Source organism: Rhodococcus ruitaii (genome assembly GCF_055230935.1).
Genome location: NZ_JBUYWC010000008.1, coordinates 160044 through 179959 on the forward strand (window position 1 = coordinate 160044; position 19916 = coordinate 179959).

16 protein-coding genes are annotated in these 19916 nt (G+C 65.2%); 4 read left to right on the plus strand and 12 right to left on the minus strand.

What is annotated here, in order from left to right; genetic code table 11:
- Window position 1: 1 nt before the first annotated feature.
- The 5 genes from ACZI8W_RS12170 to ACZI8W_RS12190 form a co-directional block, all read right to left on the minus strand.
- Window positions 2-1213: a cation:proton antiporter gene (locus tag ACZI8W_RS12170; protein WP_463368748.1), complete on the minus strand. Its 1212-nt coding sequence runs from the start codon at window positions 1211-1213 to the stop codon at window positions 2-4.
- A gap of 25 nt (window positions 1214-1238) precedes the next feature.
- Window positions 1239-2750 (minus strand): Asp-tRNA(Asn)/Glu-tRNA(Gln) amidotransferase subunit GatB, encoded by a 1512-nt coding sequence (gatB, locus tag ACZI8W_RS12175; RefSeq protein WP_463368749.1) that lies wholly within the window; start codon window positions 2748-2750, stop codon window positions 1239-1241.
- 27 nt (window positions 2751-2777) lie between these two features.
- On the minus strand, window positions 2778-3809 hold the full coding sequence (locus ACZI8W_RS12180) for a 6-phosphofructokinase (RefSeq protein ID WP_463368750.1): 1032 nt from the start codon (window positions 3807-3809) through the stop codon (window positions 2778-2780).
- A gap of 159 nt (window positions 3810-3968) precedes the next feature.
- Window positions 3969-4664, minus strand: coding sequence for a response regulator (locus ACZI8W_RS12185; protein ID WP_463368751.1), 696 nt, complete (start codon window positions 4662-4664; stop codon window positions 3969-3971).
- Between the two features lie 9 nt (window positions 4665-4673).
- Entirely contained in the window at window positions 4674-5858 is a 1185-nt protein-coding gene (locus ACZI8W_RS12190) for a sensor histidine kinase (protein WP_463368871.1), read from the minus strand.
- A 154-nt stretch (window positions 5859-6012) separates the two neighbouring features.
- On the opposite strand from ACZI8W_RS12190, the gene ACZI8W_RS12195 reads away from it, so the two are divergent.
- Together ACZI8W_RS12195 and ACZI8W_RS12200 are read left to right on the plus strand one after the other, a co-directional pair.
- Entirely contained in the window at window positions 6013-6630 is a 618-nt protein-coding gene (locus ACZI8W_RS12195) for a phospholipase A2 family protein (RefSeq protein ID WP_463368752.1), read from the plus strand.
- Window positions 6627-8018, plus strand: coding sequence for an alpha/beta-hydrolase family protein (locus ACZI8W_RS12200; RefSeq protein WP_463368753.1), 1392 nt, complete (start codon window positions 6627-6629; stop codon window positions 8016-8018). Before ACZI8W_RS12195 ends, ACZI8W_RS12200 begins: the two co-directional genes overlap by 4 nt.
- Window positions 8019-8029: 11 nt before the next feature.
- Here ACZI8W_RS12200 and gatA read toward each other — a convergent pair whose 3' ends face one another.
- Both gatA and gatC read right to left on the minus strand, forming a co-directional pair.
- Window positions 8030-9505, minus strand: coding sequence for an Asp-tRNA(Asn)/Glu-tRNA(Gln) amidotransferase subunit GatA (gene gatA, locus ACZI8W_RS12205; RefSeq protein ID WP_463368754.1), 1476 nt, complete (start codon window positions 9503-9505; stop codon window positions 8030-8032).
- Window positions 9502-9801 (minus strand): Asp-tRNA(Asn)/Glu-tRNA(Gln) amidotransferase subunit GatC, encoded by a 300-nt coding sequence (gene gatC, locus ACZI8W_RS12210; RefSeq protein ID WP_440125216.1) that lies wholly within the window; start codon window positions 9799-9801, stop codon window positions 9502-9504. Before gatC ends, gatA begins: the two co-directional genes overlap by 4 nt.
- Before the next feature lie 345 nt (window positions 9802-10146).
- Between gatC and ACZI8W_RS12215 the strand changes: the two genes are divergently transcribed.
- Window positions 10147-10797, plus strand: a complete 651-nt coding sequence (locus tag ACZI8W_RS12215) for an ACT domain-containing protein (protein ID WP_463368872.1) — start codon at window positions 10147-10149, stop codon at window positions 10795-10797.
- 5 nt (window positions 10798-10802) lie between these two features.
- Here ACZI8W_RS12215 and ACZI8W_RS12220 read toward each other — a convergent pair whose 3' ends face one another.
- The 5 genes from ACZI8W_RS12220 to ACZI8W_RS12240 all read right to left on the minus strand — a co-directional run bounded on the left by ACZI8W_RS12220 (window position 10803) and on the right by ACZI8W_RS12240 (window position 19052).
- Window positions 10803-13190 (minus strand): helix-turn-helix transcriptional regulator, encoded by a 2388-nt coding sequence (locus tag ACZI8W_RS12220; RefSeq protein WP_463368755.1) that lies wholly within the window; start codon window positions 13188-13190, stop codon window positions 10803-10805.
- 243 nt (window positions 13191-13433) lie between these two features.
- Complete coding sequence (locus ACZI8W_RS12225) at window positions 13434-14816, minus strand: glutamate decarboxylase (protein WP_463368756.1); 1383 nt, start codon at window positions 14814-14816, stop codon at window positions 13434-13436.
- A gap of 88 nt (window positions 14817-14904) precedes the next feature.
- Window positions 14905-16890 carry a YhgE/Pip family protein gene (locus tag ACZI8W_RS12230; RefSeq protein ID WP_463368757.1) on the minus strand — a complete coding sequence of 662 codons (1986 nt, stop codon included), beginning with the start codon at window positions 16888-16890 and terminating at the stop codon, window positions 14905-14907.
- 3 nt (window positions 16891-16893) lie between these two features.
- The gene (locus tag ACZI8W_RS12235; RefSeq protein ID WP_463368758.1) at window positions 16894-17676 is read right to left on the minus strand and encodes an ATP-binding cassette domain-containing protein; all 783 of its coding nucleotides are present in this window, start codon (window positions 17674-17676) and stop codon (window positions 16894-16896) included.
- Between the two features lie 95 nt (window positions 17677-17771).
- Window positions 17772-19052: a metal-dependent hydrolase family protein gene (locus tag ACZI8W_RS12240; protein WP_463368759.1), complete on the minus strand. Its 1281-nt coding sequence runs from the start codon at window positions 19050-19052 to the stop codon at window positions 17772-17774.
- Window positions 19053-19237: 185 nt separating this feature from the next.
- Between ACZI8W_RS12240 and ACZI8W_RS12245 the strand changes: the two genes are divergently transcribed.
- A complete protein-coding gene (locus tag ACZI8W_RS12245; RefSeq protein ID WP_463368760.1) occupies window positions 19238-19879 on the plus strand; it encodes a hypothetical protein in 642 nt (213 codons plus the stop codon).
- Window positions 19880-19916 lie beyond the last annotated feature (37 nt).

Here is a 19916-nt window from a genome sequence, read left to right on the forward strand (position 1 = left end):
ATCAATGTGGACCCCGATCCGTGGGTGACTGCGGTCGGTCGGGACTCGGTAGCAGACCGGCCAGTGCCGGCAGGGTCAGCACGGTGATGCCACCGGCCGCAACGAGGATCGACGCGGCCGCGTTGCTCATCTCCCCCGCCGCCACCGCAACCCCCGTCACTGCGACGATCAGCGGGAGGCCCGTCGTCGAATACAACGCGATCTGCGCTTGCTGCGACGTGTCGAACCGGCCCCCGCCGGGCGATCGGTCGGTGCGCGACGCCACGAACACGGGGACACCTCGGATGACGACGAGCAGCGCGAAGAAGGTCACGAGCACACCTGGGGCGTCGGCGACGGCACGAACATCGATCGCCATTCCCGACGTGACGAAGAAGATCGGGATGAGGAATCCGTAGGCGAGTCCGTCGAGTTTCGACTCGAGACGTTCGTCACCTGCCGGTACGAGCCGCCGCAGGATGAATCCCGCCGCGAACGCGCCGAGGATCACATCGAGATCGAACACGACAGCCACCGCGATCAGCCCGACGAGCAGCAGCATCGTCAACCGCACCGGTGTCTGCGCAGTCGTTTCGGATGTGCGCTGCACGAAGCGCAGGAACTGCGATCCTTCGCGCAGGATCCGTCGCGGCAGCCACGCTACGAGTACCGCAATCGCCGCGAACACCGCCAGTACTACCAGCGACAACACGGCGCCACGCGCTCCGAGCAGGACCGCCATCGCGATGATCGGAAACAGTTCACCGACAGCGCCGTGGTTGAGGACGGCGCGACCGAGCCGGGTCGCGATGAGACCGCGGTCGGCGAGGATCGGCAACAGCGTGCCCAGCGAAGTCGACGTGAGGGCGATCGCGACCGCGACGCCCGCGTGCACCACCCCGGCCGCGGAGAGGGTGCCCATGGTCGCGAGGGCGAGTGCGAAACACACCAGCCAGGCGACCAGCGCGCGGCGACCTCCGCGACCGGTGAGTTCCTTCGGGTCGATCTCGTACCCCGCGAGCAGGAACAGCAGCCCCAGCCCCAACTCCCGGAGCATTTCGATCTCGCTGTCGACCGACGCGAGCTCGAACACGTAGGGCCCGATGAGCACACCGGCCACGAGCAGCAGCACGACCTCCGGCACGAGCCTGCGAGGCACTGCACCGGCGATGACCGGTGCGAGTACCGCCGCCACCACGATCCACAAGAGCGAGGTGGCGACGGCGGCGGTCATGTACCGCTACGTTAGCGGCACAAGATCAGCTGCACGCAGCGATTACGAGTTCTTTCACCCGGGCAGGGTCGGCCTGGCCGCGCGTGGCCTTCATGACGTCGCCGACGATCTTGCCGGCAGCCGCAACCTTGCCGGAGCGGATCTTGTCGGCGATGTCCGGGTTCGCGGCGAGTGCCTCGTCGACGGCGGCCTGGAGTTTGCTGTCGTCGCGCACGACGACGAGTTCGGGGTGCGCCTCGAGGATCTGCGCGGGCTCACCCTCGCCTTCGAGAACGTAGTCGACGACCTTGCGCGCGAGCTTGTTCGTCAGCTTGCCCTCGGCGACCAGCGCGATGACCTGAGCCAGCTGCGGCGGGGTGATGGGCAGATCGCCGAGTTCGACGCCGCGGGTGTTGGCCTGCTGCGAGAGATACGCGACCCACCACGAGCGTGCTTCGGAGGCCGGGGCGCCCGCATCGACGGTCGCGATGACCAGATCGAGAGCGCCGGCGTTGACGAGGTCGCGCATCTCCTCGTCGGACACGCCCCAGTCGGCCTGGATGCGGGCGCGACGCAGCCACGGCAACTCGGGCAGCGTCGTGCGCAGTTCCTCGACCCACGCGGCGGCGGGGGCGACCGGTTCGAGGTCGGGTTCGGGGAAGTAGCGGTAGTCCTCCGCGGTTTCCTTGCGGCGCCCCTGTGAGGTGGTGCCGTCGGCCTCCTGGAAGTGGCGCGTCTCCTGAATCACTTCACCGCCACCGACGAGAACCGCCGCCTGCCGGCGCATCTCGTAACGAACGGCGACCTCGACCGACTTGAGGGAGTTGACGTTCTTCGTCTCGGTGCGGGTGCCGAATTCCTTCGCGCCGATCGGCATCAGCGAGATGTTGGCGTCGCACCGCATCGAACCCTGGTCCATCCGCACGTCGGAGACGTCGAGCGCCTTCAGCAGGTCGCGTAGGGCGGTGACGTAGGCGCGAGCCACCTCTGGGGCACGCGCGCCCGCACCTTCGATGGGTTTGGTGACGATCTCGACGAGCGGAACCCCGGCACGGTTGTAGTCGAGCAGCGAGTGGCTGGCGCCGTGGATGCGCCCGGTGGCACCGCCGACGTGCAGCGACTTGCCGGTGTCCTCCTCCATGTGGGCGCGTTCGATCTCGACGCGCCACGTGGTGCCGTCGTCGAGCACGACGTCGAGGTAGCCCTCGGTGGCGATCGGCTCGTCGTACTGCGAGATCTGGTAATTCTTCGGCTGGTCGGGGTAGAAGTAGTTCTTCCGCGCGAACCGGCCCCACGGGGTGATCGAACAGTTCAGCGCGAGGCCGATGCGAATTGCGGATTCGACGGCCTGCTGGTTGACCACCGGCAGTGCACCGGGCAGGCCCAGGCACACGGGGCAGACCTGGGTGTTCGGCTCGGCACCGAACGCGGTGGGGCACGGGCAGAACATCTTGGTGGCGGTGTGCAGTTCGACGTGCACCTCCATGCCCATCACTGGCTCGAACTTCGCGAGCACGTCGTCGTAGGCGAGCAGGTCGGCAGACACGGAGGCAGTCATGCTCACGATTTTAGACGGCGGCCGGTGTCAGCCGAAGATGACCCGCATCTCCTGGTAGCGCTCGTCCGGCACATACTTGGGATCGGCGAGCGCCTCCTCGAATCCGACACGAGCGATGTCGGTTCCGTGCAGGGCCACCATGTGCCCCCATTCCTCGTCGGCCACGAGATCGGTGACGGCCATGCCGAGCCGGGTCGCGAGAACCCGGTCGAACGCGGTGGGGACGCCACCGCGCTGGATGTGCCCGAGGACCGTCGCGCGGGTCTCGACACCTGTGTGTTCTTCGATGAGCGGTGCGAGGAGTTCGGCGATACCCCCGAGCCGGGGTCGATCGAACCCGTCGAGCCCCTTCGTGGAGTGCGCTTCCGTCATTTCGGGCAAGGTGAAGCCTTCGGCAACAACGACCATCGGTGCGCGACCGCGGTCGCGCACACTCGTGACCCATGCACAGATCTGTTCGAGGCTCTCGGGATGTTCGGGGATGAGGATGGCGTGTGCTCCCCCGGCTGTTCCCGAGTGCAGCGCTATCCACCCGGCGTGACGGCCCATCACCTCGAGCACCATGCAGCGCTTGTGCGAGTTCCCGGTGGTGCGGAGACGGTCGATGGCGACCGTGGCGATCTCGACCGCCGTATCGAAGCCGAAGGTGTAGTCGGTGCGGCTGAGATCGTTGTCGATGGTCTTCGGGACACCGACGATCCGGATACCTTCTTCGAACAGTCGCTTCGAGGCCGACGCCGTGCCTTCGCCGCCGATCGCGACGACCGCGTCGATCCCGAGCCTGTCCAGGGTCGCCTGGATGTTCTGCGCTCCGCCGTCCGGCCCTTGATAGGGACCGAACCGGCTTGTTCCGAGGATGGTGCCGCCCTGCTGCGCGAGACCCCGAACCCGGCTGCGGTCCAATGGGATCACATCGCCCTCGACAAGGCCTCGCCAGCCGTCGAGAAAACCGACGAACTCCTGCGCGTGCACCTCGGTGCCCTTGAGCACCGCCCCGCGGATCACCGCATTGAGGCCGGGGCAGTCGCCGCCACTGGTGAGAATACCGATCCTCGTCATCCACCGAACCCTTCCGCCGACTGCACGTGCCGTACGACATCCTGCCCTACCGGCACCGAGTGCACGTCGATCGGAAGCCGACGATGATTCCCGCGCGGTCGCCAGCCTCCCGCGAGTGCAATTGCTGACGCGGGACGCCGGGGACCGCGCGGGAAGCGCTCACCCGGGCGTGACGACGCCCGATTCGTATGCAAGAACCACGGCCTGAGCCCGATCGCGGAGGTGTAACTTGCCGAGCACCTTTCCCACATGGGTCTTCACCGTCTGCTCGGCAACGAAGAGCTTCCCAGCGATCTCCTGATTCGACAGGCCGTGTGCGATGAGTTCGAGCACTTCGAGTTCACGCGGTGTCAGGGCGTCGAGTGCTCGGGTCCGACCACGCGCCGGCGCACGCCGACGGGTGACGTCGGCGATCAATCTGCGGGTGACTGTCGGCGCGAGCAGCGCCTGCCCCTCCGCTACCACGCGAACCGCGCGGACAAGTTCGTCGGCCGGTGCGTCCTTGAGCATGAACCCACTCGCGCCCATGCCGAGCGCTTCGTATACGTACTCGTCGAGGTCGAAGGTCGTGAGCATGAGCACGCGGGTCTTCGGTTCGCGAGTGTCGGCGAGGATCCGACGCGCCGCGTCGAGACCGTTCATCTCGGGCATCCGCACGTCCATCAACACGACGTCGGGGCGCAGCCGCGCAACCTCCGTCACCGCGATACGCCCATCAGGTGCATCGCCGACGACACTGATGTCGTGCTGCGCCGCGAGCAGCGCGCCGAAGCCCTGCCGCACCATGGCTTGGTCGTCCGCGATGAACACCGTGGTGGGTACGGATTCTGGGGCAAGAGAAGTCGGCTCGGTCACGGCCACAGCCTAGGCTGCGATTGCGGTCGGCAGAACTGCGTGCACCTCGAATCCGCCGTCGGGGCGCGGATGCGCGACGAGTTGTCCCCCGACCGATGCTGCGCGTTCCCCCATGCCCTTGATACCGCTGCCGCCGTTCCGATCCGACGGCACCACCGCGGGCCCACTCCGGGTCCCCGGACCGTTGCTCACGTCCATCTCGACAGTGCGGGGACCGAACTCGACGCGGACATCGACGGCGGCACCGGGCGCATGGCGAGCGCTGTTGGTCAGGGATTCTTGAAGGATCCGGTACACCACCAGACCTACGACGTCACCGACGCCCACCGGATCACCGGTGATGTTCGTGCTCAACTGCATCCCCGCACGTTGTGACGCGGCGAGCAGTTCGCCGATTCGCTCGACGCCGGGTTGCGGTTCGTTCTCCGGGGTGTATCCGTCGCTGCGCAGCACACCCAGTAGGCCACGTACCTCGTTGAGAGCCTCGCGTGCAGTTGCTCCGAGGGAGTCGAACTCGGCCCGCACCTCATCGGACACGGCGGGGAGTCGATAGGGCGCGCTCTGCGCCTGCACGACGACCATCGACATGTGGTGGGCAACGATGTCGTGCAGGTCCCGCGCGATGCGTGCCTTCTCCTCGAGCACCGTACGGCGTGCGCGCTCGAGCTCACTGACCTCCTCCTCGTGGGCCAATTGCCGCCGCGAGATCACCAACCAGCGCACCAGCAGACCGAACACGACGAGGGCGGTGAGCCCGACCATCCAGCCCCACCCGTCATCTCCCGGCATGTACAGGAAGAACAACAAGACCGTCGCGATCCACACCACCAGCACGACGCGGATCTCTTCCCGGATGGCCACCGCGAGCACGAGTGAGAGGATCACGATGATGTGCACGACCTGCCAGGGATAGGTGTAGTCACCGATCCGATCGAAAGCCAACGGGATCACCAGCGCAGCGAGCGCGGTGACGGCCCAACCCAGAGCCGGGCGGCTGAGGACCAGCACGAACGGGAACACCGCAAAACCGGCGACGAGCGGCATCAAGGGCGCCGACACATCATGCGTGACCTGCAGCGTCGGCCATGCCACCGCATACAGGATCAACATCACCAGCACGACGATGATGGTCGGCCACCTACCACGTCCCAGGTTCGCCGAGGTCTTCACCGTGGAGGTCGCTCCGGTACGCATCAACGATTTCACGCACTCCACGCTAGGAGTCCGCGTCTCGACTGTCCTCATACCTGAGAGTGAGTTCGCTGCACTCCTCCGGGGTGAGAGCACCCTCGCGGAACCACACCGGCGCGTGATCCCGCAGAGTGTGTGTGCTTCATAGCGTCAGGCCATGATCAACAGACGCGCCATCCGCCGCGCGGCGGCCGCTGTACTGCTCAGCGCCGGAGCCGCACTTTGTGTCGGTGCCGCTTCACCCACGAGCATCACTGCGCAGGAGAATTCCGCCGCCGCGGCGACCATCACCGCACTGGTGGCCGACGACACCGCGGGTGCACTCACGGCGTTGCCGGCCGACTTCTCCACAATGATGGGCTACCACCCGATTCTCGAACCGGGGTCGACATCCGACGGAGTACTCACCAATCCGCACGGCGACTGCTCGTCTCCGGTTCCGCTTCCCGCGGAGTTCGAACCCGCGTGCCGTGCTCACGACCTCGGCTACGACCTGCTCCGGTACGCCCGCGATGCTGGTGGCGAGCTCGGGCCGCAGGCGCGGCGCGACCTCGACACGCATCTGCAGCGGAATCTCAACGCGGCCTGCACCACAGAGTCCGGTCTGGCACCGCGGTGCGACGTGATGGCGGGGGTGGCCTCCGCAGCCGTGCAGATCAACTCGTGGCGACAGGGCTACCGACTCCCCGTGTCCGAATCACCGATTCCCTACCTGGCTGCGGCCGGTATCGCGATCACCGCCGGCGGCACCTTCTTGAAGCGAGCACACCGATGACGACGAAACTGATCGACACCACACCGACTCCGACCGCACCGAGCCACCACCCCGGTCGACGAGGTCGTCCGCTGCTTCCGCATCGCGCCACCGGCCCCCGGTTCGGTTCGACGATCGCCGTGTCCATCGCGGTGGCGATCTCACTCGCACCGTCACTGCTGCCTCGCACTTCCTTGACCCAGGCGATCGTCTCGGGGGTGTTCGTCTCCTTCGCCCTGGCGGTGGCCGCCCTGTGCCGGTGGGGTGCGCGACGACGATTCCGATCGCGGTGTGGCCAACCCGACGCCGAGTCTCGCTGGCTCGCTGTGGCGGTGGCCGCTGCGACAATGACAGTGAGTGTGACGTGGGCGCATCACTGGCAGAACGGACTTCGCGATGCGATGAACCTTCCACCGATCGGTCTCCGCTACTGGTTCGAGGTGCTGGCGGGAAGCATCGTGACGGCAACGCTTCTCGTGGGAGGCGTCTGCGGCATGCGCATCCTGTGCCGGATGGCGGGGTGGAAGCGCTCGGCCGCCGCGATGGTTACGGCCGTCGTGTTGGCCACATGGGGGGCCACGTCCATCATCACCCCGTCTCCGGATACGGCCTCGGCGGCGCCTCCGGTCGCCACCCTCGATCCCGAACTGTCCGGTTCCCCCGTGTCGCTGGTGAGCTGGACCGGTCTCGGTGAGCAGGGCCGGCGATTCGTCTCGATCGAGTCGGCCGGCTCACCGGTTCGGGTCTATGTCGGGCTCGCCGCGGCCCCGGACGACCAATCTCGCGCCGCACTCGCCGTCCGCGAACTCGAACGCACCGGTGGGTTCGAGCGGGATCATCTCGTCGTCGCCGTTCCCACCGGATCAGGGTGGATCGACGCCAACGCCGTGCGGGGATTCGAGGACCGCTGGGGCGACGACGTCGCCATCGCGGCACAGCAGTATTCGGACACTCCGAGTTGGGTCACGTTCGTCTTCGACCGCGACGCGGCCACTCAGTCTGCTCGCGCTCTCGTCTCCGCCGTACGCGAACATATCGTCACGCTTCCTCCCGCCCGACGACCCGACCTCCACGTGTACGGACAGAGCCTCGGTTCGATCGGTGGCAGCGCCGCGTTCGACGACATCGAACCCGGTCCGTGCGACGCCCTGTGGGCGGGGCCCCCCGCCGGATCCGTGCGCATGGATGGGGCGACCGTACTGGCGAACACGTCGGATCCCGTCGTGTGGTGGCAGCCGTCGTTGCTGTGGTCGCCACCGGACCTCTCACGCGCCGTGCAGGATGCACCCGTACCGACGTGGCTGCCGGTGGTGGGGTTCTTGCAGACCACTGTCGATCTGTTGACCTCACTCGATTCGGCCGCCGGGCACGGCCATCGGTACGGGCCGGATCAGGCGCACTGCGGTTGATGGTTGGGAAGTCAGGCCACGATCGGGCCGCGCGCCGTCTCGAATGCAGCGCCGACACGGTAGAGCCGCTCATCGGCAAGTGCGGGAGCCATGATCTGCAACCCGACGGGAAGTCCGTCATCGGCAGACAGACCCGACGGCACCGACATCGCGCAATGCCCTGCGAGGTTCGTCGGGAGCGTGCACAGGTCGGACAGGTACATCGCGAGCGGATCGTCGACCTTCTCGCCGAGCTTCCACGGGGTGAACGGGCTCGTGGGCGAGACCAGGACGTCGACCTGTTCGTAGGCCTTGTCGAAGTCCTGTGCGATGAGCGAACGCACCTTGAGCGCCTGGCCGTAGTAGGCATCGTAATATCCCGACGACAGGGCGTAGGTACCGATCATGATGCGGCGCTTGACTTCTTTTCCGAATCCGGCGGCGCGGGTCGCGGCCATGACCTGCTCTGCACTCATCGAACCGTCGTCGACGCGCATGCCGTATCGCATCGCGTCGAAGCGGGCGAGGTTGGACGACACCTCCGACGGCAGGATCAGGTAGTAGGACGCGAGGGCGTATTCGAAGTGCGGGCACGACACCTCGACGACCTCGGCACCGAGCTTCGTGAGGATGTCCACGGCGGCGTCGAACGACGCGATCACGCCGGGCTGGTAGCTGTCGGAGTGCAACTCCTTGACGACGCCGACCTTGACGCCCTTCAAGTCGCCCGCCGCGCCCTGTCGCGCTGCGTCGACGACCGGTCGCACAGCGGCCCCGACGGATGTGCTGTCGCGGGGATCGTGTCCGGCGATGACCTCGTGCAGCAGTGCGGTGTCGAGTACGGTGCGTCCACACGGACCACCCTGATCGAGCGACGACGCGCAGGCCACCAATCCGAAGCGCGACACCGTGCCGTAGGTGGGTTTGGTGCCGACCGTCGCGGTCACGGCCGCGGGCTGACGGATCGAACCACCGGTGTCGGTGCCGATCGCCAGTGGCGCCTGGTACGACGCGAGTGCAGCAGCGGAGCCTCCACCCGATCCGCCCGGGATGCGCGTGGTGTCCCATGGGTTGCGGGTAGGCCCGTACGCGGAGTTCTCGGTGGACGAACCCATCGCGAACTCGTCCATGTTGGTCTTGCCGAGAATCGGGATCCCGGCCTCGCGAAGCTTCGTGGTGAGCGTCGCGTCGTACGGCGAAACCCAGTTCTCGAGGATCTTCGAGCCACAGGTAGTGGGCATGTCGGTGGTGGTGAACACGTCCTTGAGCGCGAGCGGAACGCCCGCGAGAGCAGACGCCGGCTTTTCCCCGGCGGCAACCGCACGATCGACTTCGGCCGCGGCGGCGAGGGCCCGCTCGGATCCGACGTGCAGGAACGCATTGTATTCACCGTCGACCTCGGCGATACGGTCGAGATGCGCCTGTGTGACCTCCACCGAGGAGACCTCGCCGGCGTGGATGCGGGACGCGAGCGTCGCGGCGTCAAGCTTGGTGAGATCGGTGCTCATTCGCCCTCCCCCAGGATCTGAGGAACGGCGAAGCGTCCTTCTTCGACGGCGGGTGCACCGGAGAGTGCCTCGCCCGGAGTGAGCCCGGGCAGTACGACGTCGGGGCGGGTGACGTTGGTGACCGCGTTCGGGTTCGCCATGGGTGCCACGTCGTCCGCGGCCACCTCGGATACCGCCTTGACGTGGCTGAGGATGGAATCGAGCTGGCCGGAGAACTCGTCGAGTTCCGCATCGGTCAGCGCGAGACGGGACAACCGGGCGAGGTGCGCAACCTCGTCACGGGAAATGGCAGGCACCGTAGGTGGCCCCTTTCCAGTGGTGATGGATCAGCTGGCGTTCGAAGGTCCTGTCCAGGGTAATGCCCCACCCTCGCGGCCGTGTACTCGGTTCGGCCGCTACCCGTACCGGCCCGCTGCGTTGCATACGCGAGAAAGCCTTGTTGCGTTCGTGTGAAGACGCCACCTATGACCGGGTGTTTTCTTCCGCCATGTGATGATTCCGCGGTCGAGCGTCCCTACGCATGACGCGAGGGTGAAAAGATGGACGACGCCGGGGTTCTGATTGCTGCTGTAGTGGATGCACACTGCGCCCCGGGCCGGCGGGTGTTCACGCGTCGGCGAGAAATGTGGGAAAGGACGCACGTGTCGTACCTGCTGCGTGTCCAGCTTCCCGACCGTCCCGGTAGCCTCGGCGCGCTCGCGTTGGCTCTGGGCTCGGTCGGCGCGGACATACTGTCGCTCGACGTTGTCGATCGAGGAGTCGGCTTCGCCATCGACGACCTCGTGGTCGACGTCGAACCGGGCAAACTCCCCGACACCCTGATCACGGCGGCCGAAGCACTCGACGGCGTCACGGTCGACTCGATTCGTCCCTACGCAGGCATCCTCGACACGCATCGCGAGCTCGAACTCATCGATCAGGTCTCGGCTGCGCGCGATGACCGTCTCCAGGTCCTCGTGGACGGTGCCCCTCGGGTGCTGCGTGTGAGTTGGGCGACGGTCCTCGAGATCGGCAAGCGTGGCGTGTATCGCGTCGCCGGTAGCCCGGGGGCGCCCGAAACTCAGCTCGCGGACACGCCCTGGATGCCCCTCGAGAAGCCTGTGCTGCTCGACCACGAAGCGGACTGGGTTCCGCAGTTGTGGCGCGACATGGACACGATGCTCGCGGCGGCACCCCTCGGCTCGCCGGATCGGGTCCTGGTGCTGGGCAGGCCCGGCGGGCCTGAGTTCCGGCCCTCGGAGGTGGCGCGGATGGGCTACCTCGCAGGCATCATCGGCACCGTTCTCGGCTGACGGACTCAGTCGAGAACCACCCGGCGAGCGGCGGCGATTGCATCCCCGCGTGAGTGCACGCCCAGTTTGCGGTACAGCGAACGCAGCTGAGTCTTCACCGTGTTGAGGCTCACGAACTGAGTCTCGGCGATCGTTCCCGCGCTGCCCCCCGCGAGCAGCCCATCGAGAACAGCGCGCTCGCGTGGGGTCAGCCGCACGACAGGGCGACACGGGCGGAAAGTGACGAACTCGGGCGCGATCTGCGCCAGATCCACGGGCAGCTCCACGCCGAGTGCCGCGATGTCCCGGGCCATCGAAGGAGCGAGACCGGTGAACGGCCGCAGCATCCCGGTCTGTCGAGACCGCGCGGCCGCACGGGACATGTGGCGACGGGCATCGGCTCGCCGCCCCAGTGAGCACGCGGCGGCAGCACCGATCACGAACAGCTCCATGGACACCCGGAGTGGGCAATGCGGATCTTCTCCGTAGCTGTAGACGATCGTCTCGGCTCCGACGAAGTCTCCCGTGAACAGACAGATCCGGGCACGAACGGCCGCGGTGAGCGGGTCGGTCGACCGACCCACCAACTGTTCCGCCTCGTCCGGATGACCGAGTGCCAGATTGAGATCGGCTCGGACGGCATCCAGCAGCTGTCCGGAGATGCCGCCGTACGCCCGGGAGAATGTCCGCATCTCCGCCTCCACGTAGCGGAGACCGTCGGCGGGCAGGCCGGCAAGCAGCGCATATTGCCCACTCGCATACAGCACGAAAGCCCACAACTCTTCGCTCTCACGGGGAACACCGAGCTCGACGAGCAATCCGATTGCGCGATCAGGAACGAGTCGGTCCAGGGCAACGAGCACGGAGGCGACGAGGCCCGCCGTCTTCGCCTGCGCCTCCGAGGTCTCCGACAACAGAGAACGATGCTCCCGCTCGGCATCGATCCAGAGCTGAGCGTCGAAGGTTGCGCCGCGTACCGCATGGGTGAGAGCAAGTGTGCCGGCAGCGTCGCGTTCGACAGACGTGCCGGCCCCACTGCTGTGAGCGCGACGGAGCATGATCGTGGACTCGCCGGGTCGGTCGGCCAGCAAGTACGAGATGCCGGTGTGCAGGTAGCAGAAAGCGTGGGCATACCTCGCTGTGTCGTCGAGCTTCTCGAACACCGGGACCGGCTCGGACGCGAGCGCATCGCAGACCGCGGCCGCCTCGTCGAATTGCCCGCCGACACGAAGATTCATCGCGCGGATGATCGTCGCAGCGGGCTCACACGAGACGTCGGCAGCCAAGTCGGAACCATCAACCGCAGCGGGAACATCACGGGGAGAAGCACATTTGCGGTGCAGCCGGCGAATCGCCGCGACTGCGGGGTTGCTGTCGACCACCTCGGCAGGAATCCGGTCGATCGACGCGTCGCCGAGTGTCGCAAGAGATCGCCCGGGGCAGTGCGCGTCTCTCCGATCCAGCGAGTACCGGACCAACGGGAACCGGGCAGTCTGTAGTTGGTCGGGGTACTCGGCGTCGGCCGAACGCTGCAACGATTCCTCGACAGCGACCGGATACTTCCGGGTCGGTTCGTCGGTTCCTGGTTCCGACGCCACCAAACCCGCGGATTCCAATGTGTCAGCGAAACCGATCGGGTCGGTCACCTGCGGTAAGGCGACGGTGGACGACACTATCGAGGTCGCGACGTCGGACGACACCGGAGTTACCCGGAACAACGGGTCCAGGACGGGGTCGGTGGCTACCGTGTGCAAGACCAGCGTGTCGACGGTGGAGTCGACGAGAGCGTCGAGCCGCTCGGGATCGTTCGATGTCTGCACACCTTCGGCCTTCAGCGCCTCGCACACGGCCGCGATCAGAGCCGGCAGCCCGCCGGTCCGTCGCGTGATCCGGTCGACCACTCTCAGACTTCGGGGTACCGCGGATGCACGAAGAAAGGCTTCCGTCTCCGCCACGGTGAACGCGAGGGTATCCGAACTGATCATCGTCCGATCCGGCCGCCCGCGAAGACACTGAGGCCACCTGCCCCCGATGCGTGTGGTCACAATGATCCGTAGCTGCGCACCGCACTCGAGAAGTTCACCGACACGATCCTCGGCCGACTCGACGGCATCGAGCCCGTCGAGCATGAGAACGATGGGAGCATGCCGTGTGGCGAGAGCCGAACGAAGAGTGTCGAAATTGGTGCGGCCGTGTGCAATCGGCGCAATTCCTGCGCATGCGCACACACAGGAGAGCACCCTGCCCCAATATTGGTCGCTCGTGATGCCCTCCGGGGGCAACTCGACGAACACCGGGACGGCGGCGGGAATCGGATCGGTCATCAGCCAGGTTCGGACCAGCGTGGTCTTTCCCGAGAACCGACTCCCGTGGACGACCACCAGATCGTCCGAGCCCGACAGAATCGAAAACAAGCGACCTCGGAACAGTGGCAGTTTTTTCGGCACCGACGCGACGCCCTCTCCGCTCCCAAGAACGCGTGACACCACCACACGTATTCGCGTCCCCTCGAATACTATAATCAGACTTACGTGAACTTTAACAGCATCATGAGGTCAAAGTGAGGAAAAGAGACAATAGCCGGAAGCACCGAAATCGATCACATCGATTCGGCCGCCCTGCTTCGTTGTTCAGAAACCCGGTCCAGCGAGAAAGTGTCAGTGCGCGAATCCCCGCGCGCGATGCCCGGTGCCCACACCCGCGCGCAGTCCATCGACAACATCTCCGATTGCTTCGGACAACTTGTACGCGAGGTCGCGACTGAAGCCTTCGCGCAGAACGACCCGCAGCACCGCGATGTCTTCCGCATCCGCAGGCATCGTGTAGGCGGGAACCTGGAAACCGCGGGCGCGCAGTTCGTGCGAAATATCGAAGACGGTGAACCCTGGATCCCCGACCACCTGGAACGACAGCACCGGAATTGCAGACCCGTCCGTAATGATCTCCATGTTGTCGATCTTCGAGATCTGCTCGGACAGCATCAGAGCGGTATCCCGCAACGACTCCATGATCTGGGTGTAGCCCGCAACCCCGAGCCTGATGAAGTTGTAGTACTGGCCGACCACCTGATTGCCGGAACGGGAGAAGTTCAGAGTGAAGGTCGGCATATCGCCTCCGAGGTAGTTGACACGGAACACGAGCTCCTCGGGGAGGTGTTCCTTCGAGCGCCAGACCACGAACCCGATACCCGGATACGTCATGCCGTATTTGTGGCCGCTGACATTGATCGAGACGACCCGAGGGATCTGGAAATCCCACTTCAACTCCGGGTGCAGGAAGGGCACGACGAACCCGCCGCTCGCCGCATCCACGTGCATCGGAACGTCCGGACCCCCGCCTGCAGCAATCTCGTCCAGGGCCTCGGCGATTTCCGCGACCGGTTCCAGCTCTCCGGTGAAGGTCGTCCCGAGAATTGCCACCGCACCGATGGTGTTCTCATCCACAGCATCGCGGACCTGCTCCGGAGTGATGACGTACCGTCCCTTCTCCATGGGCAGATACTTGGGTTCGACGTCGAAGTACCTGCAGAATTTCTCCCAGACCACCTGAACGTTGCTGCCCATGATCAAGTTCGGCTTGTTGGAGTCCTTGCCTGCGGCGTCGCGAGCCTGCCGCCACCTCCATTTGAGCGCCAGGCCCGCCAACATCACCGCTTCGGACGAACCCACGGTCGACACACCGGTCGCGGATGTCGGATCTGTAGGGGACAGACCCTCGGCATGGAAGAGCGCAGCGACCATGTTGACGCAGCGGGTCTCGATCTCTGCCGTGGCCGGGTACTCGTCCTTGTCGATCATGTTCTTGTCGAAGGTTTCCGCCATGAGACGGTCGGCCTGCGGATCCATCCAGGTGGTCACGAACGTCGCCAGGTTCAGGCGCGAACTTCCGTCCAGCATCAACTCGTCGTGGATGAACCGGTAGGCCGCTTCGGGTTCGGTTTCCGATTTGGGCAGCCGCAGCGCAGGAATCGGGTCGGTTCCGAGCCTGCCGGTGTATGCGGGCGCGAGTGTCTCTGTAGGGGCGGCAATGCGGTCTGACATCTCATCCTCCGATACTTGGTGCATCGAACACTCATCCCATCCGATGACAACTATGAACTGAAATTCGGCTGAATTGGGTCACTTCCGATCAGACCTCGATCGGCGGGTAGAGCCTTTCCATCGTGTAGCGACGGTTTCGCCGGACCGAGAGGGCACTCGCGGTCAGCGATCCGAGCAGGATTCCCGTGAGTACTGCGATCGCGATCCACAACCGTGAGTCGATCTGATCAGCCACGGTGAGCTGCCGGAGTCCGTTGACCGTGTAGGTCATCGGATCGAACGGGTGGATGTACTGGAACGGCTTCGCGGTGGTGGGCACCGGGTAGATGCCCCCGGCCGACACGAGCTGCAGCATCAGGAATGCGAGCGTGACGACACGCCCGACCGCGACGCCGAACACCGCGTTGAATGCCTGGATCATCGCCAGGTACGTCGCGGAGACCAGCATGAGGAACAGAATCGTCCCGGCCACATGCTTGACGTCGAGACCGACTCCGAAATGCACGACGGTGTACATGACGATCACCTGGAGAACACCGACCAGCAGCGCGGGCCAGTACGACGCCAGAACGGTTCGATACAGTCCGAGCCCGCTCACCGTCGGCCTGGACTGCAGCGGTGTCAGCAGCATCCAGGTGATGATACCGCCGACGAACAGGGCCAACGAGAGAAAGAACGGAGCGAATCCGGTACCGAACGTCGATGCCTCGTTGTTCGTGTTCTGCTGAAGCGCCACGGGCGTCGACAAAGTATCTGCTGTCGCGGTGCGCTGTTGGTCGTTCCAGCTGGGGACCTGCTGCGCTCCCTGAGCGAGCGCATCCGCCAACTCGTGTGATCCGGACTGCAGTTCGACCATTCCGGAGGAAAGCTGACCGGCGCCGTCCGACAGCTGGAAGCTGCCGTCGGTCAGCTGAACCAGGCCCGAATGCAGTGTCGCCGCACCTGAATTCAGCTCGTTCACACCGCTCTGCAGCTCGCCGACCTCGGCCGCGAGCCCGCCGCCCTGGAGCATCGCCAGACCGCTCTGGAGGGGGCTGTTCGGATCGTTCAGCTCATATTCCAGAGCTCGCGCATCCCCCTGCAGTCGTACGATCTCGGCGCGCAACGCCTCCGTATCGGAAACCACCTCCTGTGCAGTGAACGGCGTCAATGCGCTGATGGCCTGCTGGACGATCGGGTCCGAACTCCGTCCCAGAATGTCGATGACCTGTTGAACCGCGATCCCCGCCGAAGCCTGTGCCGGTTGAGGTATCCGGTCTTCCAGCGCGACGATCGATGCCCGAAGCTGCGAGGCCTGACTTCCGACGCTCGACAACTGCCCGCTGCCGAGAGCGTTCAGAAGCGGACCGGTGACACCGTCGATTGCGGTGGCGAGCTGATCGGCACCGGCCGCCAGCTGAGCCGACCCGTCGCGCGCAGTGACCATGTTGTCGGAGAGTTCGGTCGCGCCCGAGCTGAGCTGGTCGGCACCCGACTTCGCCGTGTCGATTCCATCCGCGAGAGTTGTCGCGCCGTCTGCGGCCTGCTTCAGTCCGGAGCCGGCGGTCTCCAGACCGGTGAGCACCTGTCCGACGCCCTGGGCACCGATCGTCGAGTTGACCTGGCCGATCACCTGCTCCGACGCATCCTGCCCGATGATCGTGGCGAGGTAGTTGTTCGCATCGTTGAAGGTGAAGGTCAAATTCGCCTTCTCGGGGTTGTCACCGTTCGGCGACTCCACCGCTTCGGTGAAGTTCTCGGGAATGGTAATCGTGTAGAAGTACTTTCCGTGTGCGAGACCGTCGACCGCCTCGCTCTCCGACACCTCGTCCAGATCGAGCTGACCGGATGCGATGAGCGACTTGACGACCTGGTCGCCGGCATCGACCTGCTGGCCGGTCGACGATCGACCGGTGTCGTTGTTGACGATCGCGGCCGGAATCTTGTCGACCGCACCGAACGGATTCCAGAAGGCCCACAGGTACATAGCGCCGTACAGAAGCGGCATGAGGATGATCGTGGCGATCGCGATGCGCGGCATGGTGCCGCGGAAGTAACGTTTCGAGTCGCTACCGAGAGAGATTCCTGCCAGCATGGATCACCTCACCTCTGTCATGACGCCGATGTCGCCGGGACCGAGAAGACCGTGCATATCGACCACCGCTCGCACTCCCGTTCCCGGTTCGAGCGGGTTCACGTCGGCGGTGATCACTGATTGCTGCCCTCCGAGCGCAACCAGCCTTCCCAGCAATGTGGCACGCTCCCTGTCGTCGGCGATCTTGTCGGTCCGCCCGACCACCAGCAGCGGAGGCCGGCGGGTGTTGGCAACCGCAATGCGCAGCAGCAACTGTTGGATCTCGGGCAGATCGTCGACGAATGCGTTGAGCCGTGGAAGCGGCACCTCGCCGAAGACCTCCTCGCACATATCGGCGACCCCGCCCTCGTCGACACGCGGAACAAACCTGTACCACGGTGAATCCCAACGCTTCTGCTCGGTCACGAGGTCGCGCACGGTGACCGACGGCAGTACGTCGTCGAGCTCGTTCATGCACGCGATGGCCGACTGCGCGAACACCTTCGTCGGTTTGTTCTTGAAACCGAGGACGGTGATCGATCCCCGAGTCAGCCGCATCCTGCCGCACAGCGCCATCATGAGCGCGGTACGGGCCGCACCCGCCTGTCCCGACACGACCGTCACACCGCCCTCGTCGATGTCGATGTCGAGGGGACCGAACACGGGACCCCACGGGCCGTGAAGTTCGATGCCTCGGGCCGACACCAGGCTGCCGGGGATCCGACCCCACCCGGATTCGGGTGTGTCGGAGGCCTCGAGGGTCTCGTAGTCCTCGGATTCATATTCGTCGAGATGTGTATCGGCCACTGGTCACCCACACTTCCTCGTCGCTTCAGCGAAAACATCCGGGCACGCCCCAGCGGGTGACATCGCGTGCGGCGTCACTTGTCGGGGCGACGCGTTCAGAGCTGGTTCTTGACTACTCGACCGTTCTTGACGATCACCGACAGGTTCTTGCCCGGATCCGCCAGCAAGTTCAGGTCGTCGAGCGGATTGCCGTCGACGAGGAGCACATCGGCCCAGGCCCCTTGTCGGATCACTCCGAATTCGGCTTGACGGTACGGATCCCGTTCACCTGCAAGCCGGAACAGTTCGGCGTTGCCCGACGTGAGCATCGTCAACGACTCCAGATTGGTGTAATGGTCGCCCAGACGAGCGGCCATCTCGCTCTGCCGCGGCGCGAGCTGCGGCTCGAGCAGAAGATCGGTGCCCCATGCAGTCTTGACGCCGTGCTTCTTCGCCCACTCGTAGATGTGGTCCACACCTGTGCAGATCTCCCGGTCCTTCTCCGCGCGATCCGGGTCGGGATAGTGGTGGTCGCCGAGAGCGAAGGGCTGCATCGAGAGCCACACCTCCTTCTCCGCGATCAGCGCAATGGTCTCCTCGTCGGCAAGATGGCCGTGTTCGATGGACCGAACACCCGCCGCAAGTGCGCGCCGAATCCCGGTGACGTTGTACACGTGGGTCGCCACGTAGGTGCCGTAGTCGGTTGCTGCGTTCACCGCGGCCCTGAGTTCCTTGTCGATGAACTGCACGGTGTACAGCGGGTCGTACATCGACGCCGCACCGCCGCCCACCATCAGCTTGATCTGCGACGCACCCTTCTTCAGCTGCTCACGCACGCCGGCGAGGACCTGATCTTCCCCGTCCGCGACCCGCATGAACCCGATCTGTTCGGCACGGCCCTGGTCGCCTCCGAACACCGTCGGGCAGTCGTAGACGAATCCGAAATCACCGTGCCCGCTCGTCTGTGAGAGGGCTGCTTGCGACGGGTAGATCCGTGGGCCTTCGAACAGTCCCCGATCGATCACCGACTTGATGCTGGCCGTATCTCCGGCCATGTCGCGTACCGCGGTGAACCCGCGGTGCAACATGTTCTTGGCCTCTGCGAGCCCGTTCAGCGCAATGTGAGACTCGGATCCCATCACCATGTCGACGTAGGAATTGGCGTTGCCGACCAGGTGGACGTGGGCATCACTCATGCCGGGCATCAGTACTCGGTTGGCACCGTCGATGACGACGGTCTCGCGGCCCGGTTCGTCGCCGATGGGCGACGTGGACACCGCGGCAATTCTGTCCCCATCCATCAGCACGTCGCCACCGACCAGATCACCGGAGTGACCGTCGAATACACGGACGTTTCGGAACAACAGGCGCTTGCTCGAATCCGGGGTTGCCGTCATGAGCCGGACGTTAATCCGGTTGTTCTCGGCGCGCGCGCGATCCCACTGCCGTCCGGAAGAATTCACCCTCCGGTTTCACCCTCGTACCGGTGACGGCAGAAGAGCTCCAGGGCAGGGGATTTCGTCCTGTAACAGGCGTATCCGTATCGGGTGCGAGACGCTCTGCGGTGTTCTACACTGCCGCCATGGTGATCCGTCCGACCTTGCGTCTGCAGTCCTGGGGATTCGTTGTCGGAGCCTTCCTCTTCGCACTCGGCTCGGCCCCGGGGGTCTCGAGCATGCTCGGCACTACCGGTGCCAACACGTCGTTCTTCATCGGCTCGTGGTTCTTCACTGGCGCTGCATTCGTACAGTTGATGTTGAGCGGCGCCCCGACGGTCTCGGACAAGCAGGGCATCGGGATCCGGGCCGAGTGGCTTTCGGCACTGGTCCAATTCATCGGCACGCTTCTGTTCAACGTGAGCACCGGAGCAGCTCTACACGCACACACCGTCAAAGGTGAGGAGCACTTGGTGTGGAACCCGAACCTCGAGGGGTCCCTGTGCTTTCTCGCCTCCAGTGCGCTCGCCGTGCTGATCCTGTGGCGCGCGAAATCGTACTGGGCACCGCGCTCGAAGGACTGGCAGAGTGTCTGGCTCAACATGCTCGGGTCAATCGCCTTCGGGGTGTCCGCCGTCGGCTCGTTCGTCCTCGCAACCGGCAGCACACTCGATCCGAGTCTCGCAAATGTCGGAACGTTCGTCGGGGCCCTGTGCTTCCTTTTCGCATCGACCGCCTATCTCGGCAGACAGCGCGCGCCCGAACCGGTGCCTTCCGCCGCGTCCTGATGGCCGTTCTGCACCCGATGGTCGCCGCCGAGGTTCC

What these genes read in the sequence shown, in the direction of transcription:
- ACZI8W_RS12170 (WP_463368748.1), bottom strand. Translation starts at nt 1,213, where the DNA reads ATGACCGCCGCCGTCGCCACCTCGCTCTTGTGGATCGTGGTGGCGGCG.
- ACZI8W_RS12190 (WP_463368871.1), bottom strand. Translation starts at nt 5,858, where the DNA reads ATGCGTACCGGAGCGACCTCCACGGTGAAGACCTCGGCGAACCTGGGA.
- gatB (WP_463368749.1), bottom strand. Translation starts at nt 2,750, where the DNA reads ATGACTGCCTCCGTGTCTGCCGACCTGCTCGCCTACGACGACGTGCTC.
- ACZI8W_RS12240 (WP_463368759.1), bottom strand. Translation starts at nt 19,052, where the DNA reads ATGACGGCAACCCCGGATTCGAGCAAGCGCCTGTTGTTCCGAAACGTC.
- ACZI8W_RS12195 (WP_463368752.1), top strand. Translation starts at nt 6,013, where the DNA reads ATGATCAACAGACGCGCCATCCGCCGCGCGGCGGCCGCTGTACTGCTC.
- ACZI8W_RS12180 (WP_463368750.1), bottom strand. Translation starts at nt 3,809, where the DNA reads ATGACGAGGATCGGTATTCTCACCAGTGGCGGCGACTGCCCCGGCCTC.
- gatA (WP_463368754.1), bottom strand. Translation starts at nt 9,505, where the DNA reads ATGAGCACCGATCTCACCAAGCTTGACGCCGCGACGCTCGCGTCCCGC.
- ACZI8W_RS12200 (WP_463368753.1), top strand. Translation starts at nt 6,627, where the DNA reads ATGACGACGAAACTGATCGACACCACACCGACTCCGACCGCACCGAGC.
- ACZI8W_RS12225 (WP_463368756.1), bottom strand. Translation starts at nt 14,816, where the DNA reads ATGTCAGACCGCATTGCCGCCCCTACAGAGACACTCGCGCCCGCATAC.
- ACZI8W_RS12245 (WP_463368760.1), top strand. Translation starts at nt 19,238, where the DNA reads ATGGTGATCCGTCCGACCTTGCGTCTGCAGTCCTGGGGATTCGTTGTC.
- ACZI8W_RS12230 (WP_463368757.1), bottom strand. Translation starts at nt 16,890, where the DNA reads ATGCTGGCAGGAATCTCTCTCGGTAGCGACTCGAAACGTTACTTCCGC.